This is a genomic window from Streptomyces sp. CA-294286 (assembly GCF_050947155.1).
Lineage (GTDB): Bacteria > Actinomycetota > Actinomycetes > Streptomycetales > Streptomycetaceae > Streptomyces.
This window is the reverse complement of record NZ_CP192005.1, coordinates 4,295,211-4,312,205: the sequence shown is the minus strand read 5'-3', so window position 1 is coordinate 4,312,205 and position 16,995 is coordinate 4,295,211. Positions and strand designations below refer to the sequence as shown.

11 protein-coding genes are annotated in these 16,995 nt (G+C 70.3%); 1 reads left to right on the top strand and 10 read right to left on the bottom strand.

The features are described from left to right. Positions 1-278: 278 nt before the first annotated feature. Positions 279-2,168 carry an AMP-dependent synthetase/ligase gene (locus tag ACQPZG_RS23760; RefSeq protein WP_433547746.1) on the bottom strand — a complete coding sequence of 630 codons (1,890 nt, stop codon included), beginning with the start codon at positions 2,166-2,168 and terminating at the stop codon, positions 279-281. 384 nt (positions 2,169-2,552) lie between these two features. Further along, positions 2,553-4,418, bottom strand: a complete 1,866-nt coding sequence (lepA, locus tag ACQPZG_RS23755; protein ID WP_433547745.1) for a translation elongation factor 4 — start codon at positions 4,416-4,418, stop codon at positions 2,553-2,555. A gap of 243 nt (positions 4,419-4,661) precedes the next feature. Here lepA and rpsT point away from each other — a divergent pair, with 243 nt between their 5' ends. Continuing rightward, the gene (gene rpsT / locus ACQPZG_RS23750; protein WP_185026347.1) at positions 4,662-4,928 is read left to right on the top strand and encodes a 30S ribosomal protein S20; all 267 of its coding nucleotides are present in this window, start codon (positions 4,662-4,664) and stop codon (positions 4,926-4,928) included. A 253-nt stretch (positions 4,929-5,181) separates the two neighbouring features. Here the strand turns inward: rpsT and holA are convergent, their stop codons facing one another. The 8 genes from holA to leuS form a co-directional block, all read right to left on the bottom strand. Further along, the gene (gene holA / locus ACQPZG_RS23745; protein ID WP_433547744.1) at positions 5,182-6,177 is read right to left on the bottom strand and encodes a DNA polymerase III subunit delta; all 996 of its coding nucleotides are present in this window, start codon (positions 6,175-6,177) and stop codon (positions 5,182-5,184) included. A gap of 54 nt (positions 6,178-6,231) precedes the next feature. Next, the gene (locus ACQPZG_RS23740; RefSeq protein WP_433547743.1) at positions 6,232-6,477 is read right to left on the bottom strand and encodes a hypothetical protein; all 246 of its coding nucleotides are present in this window, start codon (positions 6,475-6,477) and stop codon (positions 6,232-6,234) included. A gap of 70 nt (positions 6,478-6,547) precedes the next feature. Further along, on the bottom strand, positions 6,548-7,444 hold the full coding sequence (locus ACQPZG_RS23735; protein ID WP_433547742.1) for a YceI family protein: 897 nt from the start codon (positions 7,442-7,444) through the stop codon (positions 6,548-6,550). 322 nt (positions 7,445-7,766) lie between these two features. Continuing rightward, complete coding sequence (locus ACQPZG_RS23730) at positions 7,767-10,493, bottom strand: ComEC/Rec2 family competence protein (RefSeq protein ID WP_433549519.1); 2,727 nt, start codon at positions 10,491-10,493, stop codon at positions 7,767-7,769. A gap of 119 nt (positions 10,494-10,612) precedes the next feature. Beyond that, positions 10,613-11,317: a helix-hairpin-helix domain-containing protein gene (locus tag ACQPZG_RS23725; protein WP_433547741.1), complete on the bottom strand. Its 705-nt coding sequence runs from the start codon at positions 11,315-11,317 to the stop codon at positions 10,613-10,615. A 546-nt stretch (positions 11,318-11,863) separates the two neighbouring features. After that, positions 11,864-12,709 (bottom strand): DegV family protein, encoded by an 846-nt coding sequence (locus tag ACQPZG_RS23720; protein ID WP_433547740.1) that lies wholly within the window; start codon positions 12,707-12,709, stop codon positions 11,864-11,866. A 108-nt stretch (positions 12,710-12,817) separates the two neighbouring features. Further along, complete coding sequence (locus ACQPZG_RS23715) at positions 12,818-13,558, bottom strand: hypothetical protein (RefSeq protein ID WP_433547739.1); 741 nt, start codon at positions 13,556-13,558, stop codon at positions 12,818-12,820. Positions 13,559-13,722: 164 nt separating this feature from the next. Further along, positions 13,723-16,656 carry a leucine--tRNA ligase gene (gene leuS / locus ACQPZG_RS23710; protein WP_433547738.1) on the bottom strand — a complete coding sequence of 978 codons (2,934 nt, stop codon included), beginning with the start codon at positions 16,654-16,656 and terminating at the stop codon, positions 13,723-13,725. Positions 16,657-16,995 lie beyond the last annotated feature (339 nt).

Below are 16,995 nucleotides of genomic sequence, written 5' to 3'. Positions count from 1 at the left end.
CGCCGTGCCGGACACCGGCCGGGCGGAGGCCACGCACGGCGTGCGCGTCACAAGGGTGGGGGCCGCGACGGGCGCACGCGTCACCGCGCACGCCGGAGCGCCGGGCGCGCCCTTCCGGGGGTACGGGGCGCCGGTTGCGGATCCGGCACCCGGTACTCCCCGGTGGCGCGCGGTGCCCGGCGTCGGCTCTCGTGCCGGCCTGACCGGGAGCAGCCGTCAGCCGTGCGCCCTCCACCTCTGGAGGCGGCACCCCTGGGGGCGGCCCCGGGCCCCCGCTGCTACGCCTCCCGTGTTCCCGCGTACATCTCGTCGATCAGGTGCTTGTACTCGCGCTCGACGACCGGCCGCTTCAGCTTCAGGCTGGGCGTGAGTTCACCGTTCTCGACGTCCAGGTCGCGCGGCAGCAGCCGGAACTTCTTGATGGACTGCCAACGCTGCAACCCTTCGTTGAGCTCGTTCACGTAACCCTCTACGAGGGCCTGCGTCTGCGGAGCGGCGACCACCTCCGCGTACGACTTCGCGCCGAGTCCCTGTTCCTGCGCCCATGCGAGGATGGTCGGCTCGTCGAGCGAGATCAGTGCCGTGCAGAAGTTGCGGTCCGCGCCGTGCACCAGAATGTTCGAGACGTACGGGCAGACCGCCTTGAACTGCCCCTCCACCTCGGCGGGGGAGATGTACTTGCCGCCGGAGGTCTTGATGAGGTCCTTCTTGCGGTCGGTGATCCGCAGGTATCCGTCCGCGGACAGCTCGCCGATGTCGCCGGTGTGGAACCAGCCGTCCGACTCCAGGACCTCGGCGGTCTTCTCCGGAAGCCCGTGGTAGCCCTGCATGATGCCGGGGCCGCGCAGCAGGATCTCACCGTCCTCGGCGATCCGGACCTCGGTGCCGGGGAGCGGCTTGCCGACGGTGCCGGTGCGGTACGCCTCACCGGGGTTCACGAAGCTCGCGGCGCTGGACTCGGTCAGTCCGTAGCCCTCCAGGATGTGGATACCGGCGCCCGCGAAGAAGAACCCGATGTCCGGAGCCAGGGCCGCCGAACCCGACACGCAGGCCCGCATCCGCCCGCCGAACGCCTCGCGGATCTTCGAGAAGACCAGAGCGTCCGCCACCTTGTGCTTGGTGTTCAAGCCGAAGGGAGCTGTCGCCTGCCCGGTGCGCCGGAAGTTGTCCTGGGTGACCTTCGCGTACTCGCGGGCGACGCCCGCCGCCCACTGGAAGATCTTGTACTTGGCTCCGCCGCCCGCCCGCGCCTTCGCGGCGACGCCGTTGTAGACCTTCTCGAAGATGCGCGGCACGGCGGCCATGTACGTCGGCTGCACCACCGGCAGATTCTCGATGATCTTGTCGATGCGGCCGTCGACGGCGGTGACGTGTCCGACCTCGATCTGCCCCGAGGTGAGCACCTTGCCGAAGACGTGCGCCAGCGGCAGCCACAGGTACTGGACGTCGTCCTTGGTGATCAGCCCCGTCGCCACGGTCGCCTTCGCCATGTACGACCAGCAGTCGTGCGGCAGCCGCACGCCCTTGGGGCGGCCGGTGGTGCCGGAGGTGTAGATGAGGGTGGCGAGCTGGTCCGAGGTGATTGTCGCGACGCGCTCCTTCACCGCCTCCGGATTCTTCTCCAGGTACGCGTTGCCGCGCGCCTCCAGGTCGGCGAGCGAGAGCACCCAGCCTTCGGGGTCGCCGTCGGCCGCCTGGGCGTCCTCGGCGTTCATGACGACGACGTGGGCCAGGTGGGGCAGCTCCGCGCGCTTCTCGCGGGCCTTGGCGAGCTGCTCGGCGTCCTCGGCGATCAGTACCCGGCTCTCGGAGTCGGCGAGGATGTACGCGGACTCCTCGGCGTTCGTCGACGGGTAGATCGTGGTGGTGGCTGCCCCTCCGCACATCACGCCGAGGTCGGCGAGGATCCAGTCGATCCGCGTACCGGAAGCCAGGGCGATCCGCTCCTCGCTCCGTACGCCGAGTTCGATCAGGCCCGCGGCGATCGCGTACACGCGCTTCGCGGCCTGCTCCCAGCTCAACGACCGCCACTCGTCCGGGCCCTGCCCGTCGGCCGGCGGAACCGGGTACCGGTAGGCCTCCCCGTTCGGCGTGGCGGCCACGCGGTCGATGAAGAGGGTCGCCACGGACGGCGGCCGGTTCTCGATCATGGTCTGTGTGTCGCTCACGACGTCCTCCGGGCCCACGGCATTGCTGCGCGACTGGCTGGTATTTAACTGGCGAGTAACAAACGATCTGTGATCAGACTAGAGCGCACGGGGCCCGTACGTAAGGGTCCGCGGGGCGCACTTTTCAGTGTGCGCCGTCCGGCGGGACGGTGCCGGGCCGCGCACGCCTCCACCGGCCCCGGGCGGCCGGGACAGTGCCGGGCCGCACACGCCCCCACCGGGTTGGGGGGCGCCAGCGGTTTTCGGAAGACTGCAAAGGTGGACAGACGACGAGCGGGCCCGGACGCGTCATGCTCCGGGCCCGCTCTGTCGGTCGCAGGTGTTGCGGACGCTGCCCTCGCGGAAGGCGGCCGCTGTTTCTTTTTTCGTTTGCTTCTTTTTCGTCTACTTCTTCTTCGAAGCGGAGTCGTCGCTAGAGAGCACGGCGATGAAGGCCTCCTGCGGCACCTCCACGCTGCCGACCATCTTCATGCGCTTCTTGCCTTCCTTCTGCTTCTCCAGGAGCTTCCGCTTGCGGGAGATGTCGCCGCCGTAGCACTTGGCGAGGACGTCCTTGCGGATGGCGCGGATCGTCTCGCGGGAGATGACCCGGGAGCCGATGGCCGCCTGGATGGGGATCTCGAACGCCTGCCGCGGAATGAGCTCGCGCAGCTTGGCGACGAGGCGCACGCCGTACGCGTACGCCGCGTCCTTGTGCGTGACGGCGGAGAAGGCGTCGACCCGGTCGCCGTGCAGCAGGATGTCGACCTTGACCAGGGCGGCGGACTGCTCGCCGGTGGGCTCGTAGTCGAGCGAGGCGTAACCACGGGTCTTGGACTTCAGCTGGTCGAAGAAGTCGAAGACGATTTCGGCGAGGGGCAGCGTGTAGCGGATCTCGACGCGGTCCTCGGAGAGGTAGTCCATGCCCAGGAGCGTGCCGCGGCGGGTCTGGCACAGCTCCATGATCGCGCCGATGAACTCGCTGGGCGCGAGGATCGTGGCCCGCACCACCGGCTCGAAGACGTCCGAGATCTTGCCCTCGGGGAATTCGCTGGGGTTGGTGACGATGTGCTCGGAGCCGTCCTCCATGCGCACCCGGTAGACCACGTTGGGTGCGGTCGCGATGAGATCCAGGCCGAACTCGCGCTCCAGGCGCTCACGGATCACGTCGAGGTGGAGGAGGCCGAGGAAGCCGACGCGGAAGCCGAAGCCCAGTGCCGCCGAGGTCTCCGGCTCGTACACCAGCGCGGCATCGTTGAGCTGGAGCTTGTCGAGTGCCTCGCGCAGGTCGGGGTACTCCGAGCCGTCCACCGGGTACAGGCCCGAGAAGACCATCGGCTTCGGGTCCTTGTAGCCGCCCAGCGCCTCCGTCGCCCCCTTGTGCAGGGAGGTGATGGTGTCACCGACCTTGGACTGCCGTACGTCCTTCACACCGGTGATGATGTAGCCGACCTCGCCGACGCCGAGACCGTCGGACGACGTCATCTCGGGCGACGAGACGCCGATCTCCAGCAGCTCGTGGGTGGCGCCGGTCGACATCATCTTGATGCGCTCGCGCTTGTTGAGCTGACCGTCGACCACCCGGACGTACGTGACGACGCCGCGGTACGAGTCGTAGACCGAGTCGAAGATCATCGCGCGGGCCGGGGCGTCCTTGACGCCGACCGGGGCCGGCACGTCGCGCACGACGCGGTCGAGCAGCGCGTCCACACCGACACCGGTCTTCGCGGAGACCTTCAGAACGTCCTCCGGCTGGCAGCCGATGAGGTTGGCGAGCTCCTCGGAGAACTTCTCCGGCTGAGCGGCCGGAAGGTCGATCTTGTTCAGTACGGGAACGATCGCGAGGTCGTTCTCCATCGCCAGGTAGAGGTTGGCAAGGGTCTGCGCCTCGATGCCCTGTGCCGCGTCGACGAGCAGGACCGTGCCCTCGCAGGCCGCCAGCGAGCGGGAGACCTCATAGGTGAAGTCCACGTGGCCCGGGGTGTCGATCATGTTGAGGACGTGGGTCGTGCCCATGCCCTCGCCCGCGGTGGGCGCCCAGGGCAGCCGTACCGCCTGGGACTTGATCGTGATGCCGCGCTCGCGCTCGATGTCCATGCGGTCGAGGTACTGGGCACGCATCTGCCGCTGGTCGACCACACCGGTCAGCTGGAGCATCCGGTCGGCAAGGGTCGACTTGCCGTGGTCGATGTGCGCGATGATGCAGAAGTTGCGGAGCAGTGCCGGGTCGGTACGGCTCGGCTCGGGCACGTGGAGAGGAGTCGCGGGCACGCAGGGTCCTGATTCTTGAGAACACGTGCACGCGGTGCGGCGGAACGGAGTCCCCGGGCGCGCGTGCGTCGTTCTCGTCTCGGTCCGGAAGTTGTGAAGTCTTCCCATGGTCCCACGGTCGTGGGACTGCGGCCGGTTTGGGCCGGTCGGGGGACGGCTGGTAGCCTGGGCAGCTGTGTCTTGTGGCCTTCACCGGTCACGGGACGCACATCGAGATCCAACCGAACCTGTAAAGGCTCTTTCGTGGCGAACATCAAGTCCCAGATCAAGCGGAACAAGACCAACGAGAAGGCGCGCCTGCGCAACAAGGCCGTCAAGTCCTCGGTCAAGACCGCCGTGCGCAAGGCCCGCGAGGCCGTCGTCGCCGGTGACGTCGAGAAGGCCACGCTGGCCGTCCGCGACGCCTCCCGTGCGCTCGACAAGGCCGCCAGCAAGGGTGTCATCCACAAGAACGCCGCCGCCAACAAGAAGTCGGCGCTGGCTGCCAAGGTCGCCACCCTGCAGGCCTGAGCATCACTCTGAGGTACCTGTAGTGCATCGTCGGCGCCAGGACTCAGCGGACCCTCTCTACCGCTCCTGACCCGGCACCCCCGCCGCGCACCGAACGCGTTCGCCACGCGGGCGTGGTGGAAACAGCTCGAACCGAAGCCCCGGCCCCGTCCTTCCCCAGGACGGCGACCGGGGCTTCGGTGTTGCCGCTCGCCGCCTACCGTCTACCGCGAGCGGCTTGAGGCTGCTTGCTGCTTGCGGTTCGAGGGTCCCGTCAGCGGTTGCCGCGTGACCTGGCAGCCCGTGCGACGGCGACGACGGCCTTCTCCAGGGCGTACTCCGGGTCGTCGCCGCCCCCCTTGACGCCCGCGTCGGCCTCGGCGATCGCACGCAGCGCGTCCGCGACGCCGTCCGCGGTCCAGCCGCGCATCTGCTGCCGCACCCGGTCGATCTTCCACGGTGGCATGCCGAGATCCCTGGCCAGGTCGCCCGGTCGGGCGCCGCGCGGAGCGGAGGCCAGCTTGCCGATGGCCCGTACGGACTGGGCGAGGGCGCTGGTGATCAGGACGGCCGCCACTCCGGTGGACAGGGACCAGCGCAGTGCCTCAAGAGCTTCCGCCGCCCGGCCCTCGACGGCGCGGTCGGCGACGGTGAAGCTGGATGCCTCGGCGCGCCCCGTGTAGTACCGGCCGACGACCTCCTCGTCGATGGTGCCTTCGACGTCCGCGACGAGCTGCGAGACCGCGCTGGCGAGCTCGCGCAGGTCACTGCCGATGGAGTCGACGAGAGCCTGGCCCGCCTCGGGCGTGGCCGAGCGGCCCAGCGCACGGAACTCCGACCGTACGAACGTGAGCCGCTCCGCGGGCTTGGTGGTCTTGGGGCAGGCGACCTCGCGGGCCCCCGCCTTCCGGGCCGCGTCGAGCAGGCCCTTGCCCTTGGCTCCACCGGCGTGCAGCAGGACGAGAGTGATCTCCTCGGCAGGGGCGGTGAGGTACGCCTTGACGTCCTTGACGGTGTCGGCGGTCAGGTCCTGTGCGTTGCGCACGACGACGACCTTGCGCTCGGAGAAGAGCGAGGGGCTGGTCAGCTCCGCGAGCGTGCCGGGCTCCAGCTTGTCGGGCGTGAGGTCGCGCACGTCGGTGTCGCTGTCGGCGGTACGGGCCGCCGCCACGACCTGCTGCACCGCGCGGTCGAGCAGCAGGTCCTCCTGCCCCACGGCGAGGGTGACGGGGGCGAGCGGATCGTCGGTCGAATTCTTCCTGGTGGCCATCGCGGTCAAGCATCCCACGGGGCACTGACAGCGCCCGCTCCGCCCGGCGGGTGCCTACGGAGCTTCCAGCCATCCCTCGTGCTCCGCTGCCAACGCGTCCAGCGCGGCGGCGTCGAAACGCCTCTCGGGGTCCTCGACCACCACCAGCCACTGGGCGTCCTCGGCATCGTCCTCACCCGCCAGCGCGTCTCTGACGAGCTGGGGCTCTTCCGCCGTCCCGAAACGGTCCGCCAGCTCCTGCGCCACCTCTTCGGCCGCATCCCGGTCCGGCAGCACCAATACATGTCGTACGTCGCTCACCTGCACATTGTCCGGTACGCCAGGCGGTACGCCGACGCCGCATCGGGGCCCGGAGCAGTACAGGCGCCGTTCAGGCAGCCGGGGGCCCCGCCTTGGGGGTGATCTGGATGTCCAGCTCGACGGCGATGGAGGAGCCGACGGCGGCGATGCCGTGGCCGAGCATCGTCTGCCAGGTGAGCGTGAAGTCCTCGCGGTGCAGTTCGGCGGTGGAGTGGACGGCAGCACGGGTTTCGCCCTGAATGCCGTTGCCCATGCCGAGGTACTGGCTGTCGAGGGTGACGGTGCGGCTGACGCCGTGCAGGGTGAGTGCGCCGGTGATGGCCCAGCGGCTGCCGCCGCGATGCACGAATCGGTCGCTGTAGAACTCCATCGTCGGGTAATTGGCGACGTCGAAGAAGTCCTTGCCCCGCAGGTGGTCGTCGCGCATCTTGACGTTGGTGTCGATGGACGAGGCGTCGATGACGACGTGCATGGCGGATTGTTCCATGCGCTCGCCGATGCGGATCGCGCCCGCGAAGCTGTTGAACCGGCCGCGGATCCTGGCGAGCCCGATGTGCCGCGCGGAGAAGCTGATCTGTGAGTGCATCAGGTCGATCTCCCACTCCCCGGGTTCGGGGAGTTGCGGCGGGACAGCGATCTGGAGGGAGATGTCGCCGAGGCCGGAGTGCCCGCTCTCGGCGACGGTGGCGCTGCCGCGGTACGGGGTGAAGCCCTCCGCGGTGACGGCGAGCCGGTAGTCGCCCGCGGGAACGGCGGCGACGAGCGTGCCGTACGGGTCGGTCTCGCCGCCGACGATCCTGCGGCCCGTGCTGTCGGTGACGACGAACCCGGCCTGTCGGACGGGCTCGCTGACCGGGTCGAGGACCCGGCAGCTGAGAACGCCGGCCGAGGACGGGACGGAGAACCCGGCGAGTGGATTGGCGTGGCCTGCGGTGGTCGAACGTCGGCCGAGCCATCGGGAGATCATGAGGTGCGCACCCCCGTGCGAATGGTTGCTGCAACAGGGGCGCGCCGGGGCACGTCGAACCGCCGGAGCAGCGACCCTTTGACGAAAAAACATTCGATCACTATTGGGGCGTTCGAGGCAAACGAGGGGCTCGGTAAGGAGATGCGCCCGCATGCCCCAGAGGCCCGAATTGAGCAACCCGTACGCGCACCCAAACGGATGCTCCTTGTACTGCTGGTACAGGCCGGGGGTGCCGACGCCTCGGGGAGACGGAGCACGATCCCTCCCGGGGGCGTTCGGGACGTTTGCCCCGTGCCCACGACCGTGTCCGGCGCGGCCCGGCTCAGCCCCCGCCGGGTACCGCCGCCAGGTCCGCCCCCGCCCCGACGACCGCGATCGCCCCGTCGCGGTCCGTACGCAGCACCGCCGTTCCGAGCGAGGCGAACGCGGCGAGGGCGGCCGGCGCGGGGTGGCCGTACGGGTTGTCCCGGCCCACCGGCACGAGAGCCAGCCGAGGCGCCGCCCGACGGAGCAGTCCGGGGTCCTGGTGCGCGGAGCCGTGGTGAGCGACCTTCAGGACGTCGACTGCCGCCAGGCCGGGATGCGCCCTGAGAAGCCCTTGCTGGCCGGACGGTTCGAGGTCGCCGGGCAGGAGGAGGGTCAGCGAATTGGCGGCTGCTCCGCCCCCGGGGCCGGTGTGCCGTACGAGCAGGGCGACACTCGCGTCATTCGCCTCCCGGGGTGTCGGGTGCGGGGGCGGAGGGGGCCACAGCACTTGCCAGTCGAGCGGGCCGATGCGCCGCCGCTCCCCCGGCTGGACGACGGTCACCGGCACCCCCGCCCCTGCCGCCACCCGGTGGACGAACGCCGCCTGCCCCCTGGGCTCCAAAAGTGTCGTGGTCTGAATCGCCCCGACCGACCGGCCGCGCAGCACGCCGGGCAGCCCGGAGACGTGATCCGCGTGGAAGTGGCTGAGCAGCACCACCGGTACGCGCGTGACGCCCAGATCGCGCAGACACCGGTCGACCAGCACAGGATCAGGCCCGGCATCCACCACGACGGCCGTACCCTTCTCCCCCGCCGCGAGAACCGTCGCGTCCCCCTGCCCCACGTCGCACATGACGAACTTCCAGCCGCCAGGCGGCCACCCGGTGAGTGCCCCGGTGAGCGGAGCGGGCCGTACCAGTGCGAGCAGCAGAAGAACGGCGCAGACCGCACTCAGCCAGGGATGGTGCGGGGCTCTGCGGGCGAGGAGCACGACCGCGACGGTGACGGCGGCCAGCAGCAACCCGCCCCGCCAGCCGCCCGGCCAGTCGATCTCCGCCCCGGGCAGGGCCGCCCCGGCCCGGGCGACCCGGGCGATCCACCCGGTCGGCCAGCCTGCGATCCTGGCCAACAGTTCGGCCACCGGCATGGCCGCCGGCATGGCCGCCGGTGCCGCCGCGAGGGCGGCGAAGCCGAGGACGGTGGCCGGGGCCACCGCCAGCTCGGCGAAGAGGTTGCAGGGAATCGCCACCAGACTGACCCGGGCCGCCATCATCGCCACCACCGGCGCGCACACCGCCTGGGCCGCGCATGCCGCCGCCAGCACCTCGGCGAGCCGGGGCGGCACCCCTCGTCGCTGCATCCCGGCGCTCCACACGGGGCCGAGGGTGAGCAGGGCCCCGGTGGCGAGCACGGAGAGCAGGAACCCGTAACTCCGGGCCAGCCACGGGTCGTACAGCACCAGGAGCAGCACGGCGGCGGCCAGCGCCGGGATCAACGACCGGCGCCGTCCCGTCCCGATGGCGAGGAGGGTGATCAGCCCGCATGCGGCGGCCCGCAGCACGCTGGGCTCCGGGCGGCACACGATCACGAAGGCGAGGGTCAGCGCCCCGCCGAGCAGTGCGGTGGTGCGCAGCGAGACCCCCAGACCGGCGGCGAGACCCCGCCGTTCCGCACGCAGGGCGAGGCCGGGCGGTCCGATGAGGAGTGCCAGCACGATCGTGAGATTGCTGCCGGACACGGCTGTCAGGTGCACGAGGTCGGTCGCTGCGAAGGCGTCGTACAGGTCCGGTTCCATCCGGGAGGTGTCGCCGACGACGAGCCCCGGGAGCAGCGCCCGCGCGTCGGGCGGCAGCCCCTCGGATGCCTCCCGCAGCCCCGCTCGGAGTTTCCCCGCCATGCGTTGCACGGCGGTCGGCGGCCCGACGACGGGGGGACCGCCACGGCCGGAAACCCGCAGTACGGCAGCGATCCGGTCGCCGTCGAGCCTCGGTGGCGCCAGCCGGGCCCCGGTTACCCGCAGCCGGGTGGAGGGCAGCAGCCGCAGCCACGGCGCGGTGGGACCGCGCACGGGGGCCAGGACGAGGACAGGGGTGCGTACGGCGGTGACCGTGCCACCGGCGGTGACGACCTGGGTGAGTTCGGCGTCCAGGACCACCGACCGTGGGGCGGCCCGGTCCCCCCGCACCTGGGGCCGGATCTGCCGCGGGTCGCCGGTGACCGTCAGGTCGGCTTCCACGACGGCATACCGACGGGCCAGTTCGGGGACCGGGCCACGGTAGAGGTCTGCGGAGTGCAGGGCTGCCGACGCGGTGGCGGCCGCGGCGCACAGCAACACGGTGAGGACGGCGACGGCGCGACGGGGTCGGGCGACGACGCCAGGGCCGGGAACCTGGCCGGGCAGGGGATCGGCGGCCTGCCGGATGCCGGGTTCGGCGCCGCGGCCGGCGGCGGGCCCGGTGCGCAGGTCGACGTCAGGTTCGGTGGCATGACCGACAGCAGGCCCGTTGCCCTGTTCGGCGTCCGGTTCGATGACGCGACCGGACTCGGCACCACGGCCGGGGTCGGCACCACGGCCGGGGTCGGCCGCTGTTCCGCCTCCGGCCTGCCGACCCGTGTCCCGGCTTCGGGGTTGTCCTGTCGCGGATCCGCGGGCCGTGGCGAGCCCCACGGCCAGGGCTCCTGCCAGGAGGACGGCCAGAAGGACGACGGCCCGTCCCGCCGTCGCTCCCACCGTGAGCGCGGCCGCCGCCCAGGCGGCCAGCGCCGGTGGGACCAACCGAAGGTCGGGCGGGCCCTCCTGCACGGGATGGGAGCTGCCCAGCCGGTGGTCGGCCGTCGCATGAACCGCCTTGCGGGCGGAGCGGGTCGCAGATGCGCGGCGGGTCCCGGAAGCGGAGTCGGCGGCAGCTTCGGGCCGGCTGTTCACGGGCGGACGCGGCTCTGGAGATCCGCGAAGCGGCGATCGCCGATCCCCCGTACCTCGCGAAGTTCCTCGACCGAGCGGAATCCGCCGTGCTGCGTGCGGTAGTCGACGATGTGCCGCGCCAGGACGGGGCCGACGCCGGGAAGGGTGTCCAGCTGTTCCACGGTGGCGGTGTTGAGGCTCAGCGGGGCATCCGGCTGCGCACCGGTCGAGCCTGGTACGTATCCGGCCGCCCCCGGTACACCTCCGACGGCGGACGCCGGCGGAGCGGGGCCGCCCACCACCACTTGTTCGCCGTCGGTCAGGACCCGTGCCCGGTTGAGTCCCGTGGTGTCCGTTCCGCTGGTGATCCCGCCCGCTTCGCGCAGCGCGTCGGCGACCCGTGAACCAGCCGGCAGGTGAAGTACCCCCGGCCGCTTCACCTCACCGCTCACGTCGACGACGACGATCGCCCCGCCCGCGCCCTGAGAGACCGTGGACGGTCCCGGCAACACCCCGGGGATCGCGCTCGGTGTCGCGAGTACCGGCGTGGGCTGTCCGGGCGGCACGGCCGGTGGGGTCACTGCGACCGCCGCCGATCCGGCCGCTCCGACCGTCTCGGGGGCCCGCACGGTATGGGGACGCCCGGCCCAGAAGTGGTGGGCGGCGAAACCCGTGGACACGACCAGGACGGCAGCGAGCGCACCCACGGTCCTGGGCTCCATCGCGCACCTGACCTGCACCCATACCGGTACTCGGTCTCGTGCGGCGGCCCATGCCCTGCGCAGGCCGCCGGACGCTTTGCGCACCACGGCCGCGGCGACCAGACCGCCGGCGGCAGTGCGCGCGGAAGAGCGCGCGGGCGGTGGGGCCGCCCGCGGCAGTGCCACCCGAGGAGCTGACGCGCGTGGCGCGGACGCCGACGGCACAGGTGCCGACGGTGTCACGGCGCGAGCCATCACTTCGGGCAGCGCGAACAGCGCGTCGGCCCGGCGCCGGTACACGGCTGCCGCAGCCGAGGCGGCCGCGCGGCGGCCGTGCCGTAGCCCCGGCGAGGCGCGGACCCTCGTACCGGGGGCGGAGCCGGCCCGGGAGGCGGAGTAGGAGGTACGACGGGGCGCGCGGCCCGGTCCTGTCGTTTCGGTGTGTGAGCGAAGAGCCATGCGCCTGACGGTAGGCACCTTGCCCCCACCTTGCTGATCATGGTCAATTTCGGTGGATAAGCCGCGAGTTGTGGATAACCCGGCCACCCTTCCGGGGGACGAAGACCCTCAGCGTGGCGAGACCACGACCCCGAGCAGCCCGGGCCCCGTGTGCGCTCCGATCACTGCGCCGACCTCGCTGACGTGCAGGTCCGCGAGCCCGGGAACTCTTTCCCGGAGCCGGTCGGCGAGGAGGTCGGCGCGATCGGGAGCCGCCAGGTGGTGCACCGCGATGTCCACCCGCCGCTCGCCCGCCCGTTCCACCGCGATCTCCTCCAGCCTGGCGATCGCCCGGGACGCCGTGCGCACCTTCTCCAGCATCTCGATGCGCCCGTCATTGAGTGCCAGGAGAGGCTTCACGGCGAGCGCCGAGCCCAGCAACGCCTGCGCGGCGCCGATCCGGCCGCCGCGCCGCAGGTAATCCAGCGTGTCGACGTAGAAGTACGCGGCCGTTTCCCCCGCTCGCTTCTCCGCGGCCGCGACGGCCTCGTCGACGTTGCCGCCCGCCTGGGCGACTTCGGCTGCGGACAGGGCGCAGAAGCCCAGCGCCATGGCGATCATCCCGGTGTCCACCACCCGCACCGGCACGGGTGCCTCACGTGCCGCGAGCACCGCCGCGTCGTACGTGCCGGACAGTTCGGCCGGCAGGTGCAGCGAAATGATGCCGGTGGCGCCGGCCTCGGCCACCGCCCGATAGGCCGCGGCGAACACCTCGGGGCTGGGCCGGGAGGTGGTCACCGAACGGCGCTTCTGGAGCGCTTGGGCGAGCGAACGAGCGGAGATCTCCGTGCCCTCTTCGTACGCCTGATCACCGAGGACGACGGTCAGCGGCACTGCGGTGATGCCGTGCCGCTCCATCATCGGGGGCGGCAGATAGGCCGTTGAATCGGTGACGATCGCGACATGGCGGGACATGAGCCTGGAGGTTACCCGCAGGCGCGGTCCGGCGGCAGTCCGGCCCCTCTCAACAGGCCCCCACTCACTGGATCCTGCCGATTCCGCTCCGGTTCACCCGGTTTCTTCTCAGGTGGTGCTCTCCGGGCGGGCCGTCTTCTGCCACGGGTAACCGGCCTGCCGGTTCGGATCGCGCCCGGTGATCGCCTGCGGGCCTCCGTCGGCATGCTGTCGCGGCCCGGTCTCGTCCACCGCTTCACCCCACGTGCGCGCAGGCTCTCCGGGTGTCTGCCCGGTGCCCTGCGGCTGGTCCGCGTCCGGTTCCACCGCCGCCCAGTGCCGCAGCGCGCCGGACTCCATCCGGATCTGCTCGCTCAACGACGCCAGGTCATCGTCCGCGAACTTCCGTGCCCTGTCCCGCGCAGCCCAGCGCAGTGAGTCCGCGGACTCCACGACCTGCTCCGTGCGTTCCCGCAACTCCGGGACCTGTTCCGCAGCCCGTGCCTTGTCCGGGTCCCGCTCCAGCCGTCGCAGCTCGTCGTCCAGCTGATGACCGTAGTCGCTAAGACGCTCGAAAAGGGCCAGTGACTCCGACAGCGAGGCGTCGGAGGCGACTCCTGCCGTCAGCGCCTCCTGGGTGGCTCGCATGGAGGTACGCAGCGCGAGACGGAGCTGCGCCAGCTCACCGCCGATGCCCGGCTGACCGTAGCTCTTCGCTCGCAGCGTGGTGTCCTCCACGGTGCGCCTGGCCTGCGTGATCGTGCGATCCACCCCGCGCTTGGCGGCGCCGACCGCCTTGACGGTGACGTACACCCCCAGTCCCACGAAGGCAAGGAACAGCAGCGCCATGATCCAAACGACGGCTTCCATGACGCCCTCCGCGGTAGGTCTGATGGGAAGTTCCACCAACTGGACTGTTGACCGGCCCCTCCACCGTAAACGGAACGGGCAGGTCGGAGGTTCCCGCAGAACCCCCAACCTGCCCGTAGGGGAAAGCCCTCAGCCAGTGCGCACAGCGGTCCTGATCATGCGCTTCAGGACTGTGCCGGAACGATGTTGACCAGCTTCGGCGCCCGCACGATCACCTTGCGGATGCCCGCACCGTTCAGGGCGGCGACCACCGCGGGATCCTCCAGCGCCAGCTTCTCCAACTCCTCGTCGCTGATCGACGGGGAGATCTCCAGGCGTGCCTTCACCTTGCCCTTGACCTGAACGACGCAGGTCACGGTCTCATCGACGACGTACGCCGGGTCCGCTACCGGGAAGTCCTGATGCACGACCGAGTCGGTGTGCCCCAGCTTGCGCCACAGTTCCTCGGCGATGTGCGGAGCCAGCGGGGCGACCAGCAGCACCAGCGCCTCGGCGACGGAACGCGTGACGGGGCCGCCCGTCTTCGTCAGGTGGTTGTTCAGCTCTGTGATCTTGGCGATGGCGGTGTTGAAGCGCATTCCGGCCATGTCCTGGCTCACACCGTCGATCGCCTTGTGCAGGGCGCGCAGTGTGCCCTCGTCCGGCTCGCCGTCGACGACGGTGGCCTCGCCCGTCGTCTCGTCGACGACGTTGCGCCACAGCCGCTGCAGCAGCCGGTACTGGCCGACGACGGCACGTGTGTCCCACGGTCGCGACACGTCCAGCGGACCCATCGCCATCTCGTACAGCCGCAGGGTGTCCGCACCGTACTCAGCGGAGATCTCGTCCGGAGTGACCGCGTTCTTCAGGGACTTACCCATCTTGCCCAGGACGCGGCTGACCTTTTCGCCCTGGTGGTAGAAGCCGCCGTCGCGCTCCTCCACCTCGGCCGCGGGGACGGCGATGCCACGCGAATCCCGGTAGACGAACGCCTGGATCATCCCCTGGTTGTACAGCTTGTGGAACGGCTCGGACGAGGAGACGTATCCCAGATCGAACAGCACCTTCGACCAGAAACGCGCGTACAGCAGGTGCAGTACCGCGTGCTCCGCACCTCCGACGTACAGGTCGACGCCGCCGTGCGGCATGCCCTCGCGCGGGCCCATCCAGTACTGCTCGACCGCCGGATCGACCAGCTTGTCGTTGTTGTGCGGGTCCAGGTAACGCAGTTCGTACCAGCAGGAACCGGCCCAGTTGGGCATGGTGTTGGTCTCGCGGCGGTACTTCTTGGGTCCGTCGCCCAGGTCCAGGGTGACGTTCACCCAGTCCTGATTGCGCGACAGCGGCGTCTCGGGCTGCGCGGTCGCGTCTTCGGGGTCGAAGGTGCGCGGCGAGTAGTCCTCGACCTCGGGCAGTTCCAGCGGCAGCATCGACTCGGGCAGCGCGTGGGCGATGCCGTCCTCGTCGTACACGATCGGGAAGGGCTCGCCCCAGTAGCGCTGCCGGCTGAACAGCCAGTCGCGCAGCCGGTAGTTGACCGTGCCCTCGCCCACATCGTTCGCGGACAGCCACTCGGTCATGCGGATCTTCGCGTCGTCCACGCTCAGACCGTCCAGTGAGACGTCCTCGCCCGCCGAGTTGACGATCTTGCCGTCGTACGAGGAAAACGCGTCGTCCCAGGCAGCCGGGTCCTGCCCACGGCCGTCCGTCGGCTCGACGACGCAACGCATCGGCAGCTCGAAGGCGCGCGCGAAAGCGAAGTCACGGGTGTCGTGTGCGGGCACGGCCATGATCGCGCCGGTTCCGTAGCCCATCAGCACATAATCGGCGATGAAAACAGGGACCTTGTCCCCGCTTACGGGGTTCGTCGCGTATGCCCCGGTGAAGACGCCTGTCTTCTCCTTGGCGTCTGCCTGCCGCTCGACGTCGGACTTGGCGGCGGCCTGCTTGCGGTACGCGGCGACGGCCTCGGGAGGCGTGGCGTACCCACCTGTCCACACGTCACGGGTGCCCTCGGGCCACGCAGCCGGGACGATGTCCGCGACCAGGTCGTGCTCCGGCGCCAGCACCATGTAGGTCGCGCCGAACAGGGTGTCCTGGCGCGTCGTGAAAACAGTGATCTTCTTGTCGCTGTTGTTTTTGTCGTCGTTGTTCTTGTCGTCGTTGTTCTTGTCGTTCTGCGCGCCGACGGAGAAGTCGATGCGCGCACCCTCGCTGCGGCCGATCCAGTTGCGCTGCTGCAGCTTGATCGCCTCGGGCCAGTCCAGGCCCTCCAGGTCGTCGATCAGACGGTCCGAGTAAGCGGTGATGCGCATGTTCCACTGGCGCAGCTTCGCCTTGAAGACGGGGAAGTTTCCGCGCTCGGAACGACCGTCGGAGGTCACTTCTTCGTTGGCCAGGACGGTGCCCAGTCCCGGCGCCCAGTTCACGGGCGCGTCGGAAGCATAGGCCAGCCGGTACTCGCTCAGTGCGTCGGCCCGTTCGGCGGCGTCCAGGGCATCCCAGGTGCGGCCGTCGGGCAGCGCCCGCTCGCCACTCTCGAACTGGGCGACCAGGTCGGCGATCGGGCGTGCCTTCTGCGCCTCGGTGTCGTACCAGGAGTTGAAGATCTGGACGAAGATCCACTGCGTCCACTTGTAGTACTCGGCGTCGATCGTCGCGAACGAGCGCCGCTTGTCGTGGCCCAGGCCCAGCCGGCGCAGCTGGGACTTCATGTTCTCCATGGCGGCCTCGGTGGACACCCGGGGATGCGTGCCGGTCTGCACCGCGTGCTGCTCCGCGGGCAGGCCGAACGCGTCGAAGCCCAGGGTGTGCAGAACGTTGTGGCCCGTCATGCGCTGGTGGCGGGCGTAGACGTCAGTGGCGATGTAGCCCAGCGGATGGCCGACGTGCAGACCCGCACCGGAGGGGTACGGGAACATGTCCATGATGAACTTCTTGGGCTTCGCGACCAGCTCCGCGTCGCCCGAGAGGTCGCCGTCGCCCGGGTTCGGCGCCCGGTAGGTGCCCTCGGCGTCCCAGAAGTCCTGCCAGCGTGCCTCGATGTCGGCGGCCATGGCTGCCGTATAGCGGTGCGCGGCTGCCGTCTCGGCAGCGGCAGCGGCATTCGTCTCGCTCATGATTTTCGAAGCTCCATCGATTTCGTCTCTGCCTACGGATCTCTGCCTGCGGAAATGAAAAATCCCCTCGCACAGGAGGGGACGCCGCGCCGATGCCGACCAGGTTCTTCACCGGTCAGGACTGATCAGCGCGGCTCACTAAGCAGAAGGCGTACGGCACGCATGGCGTCAGGGTACCGCAGGGGTCACAGGCACCGCAGCGAGCGTTCCTCCAATGGACGGGAGACCCCAGCTCCCGTACGTGTCCCCGGCCCGCAGCCCATGAGTCGGCCCACGCGAACTCCGGAAGGCTCACCCAGCACCCGGGCCGCGCAGAGCGGTCCGTATCTGGCTCAACCG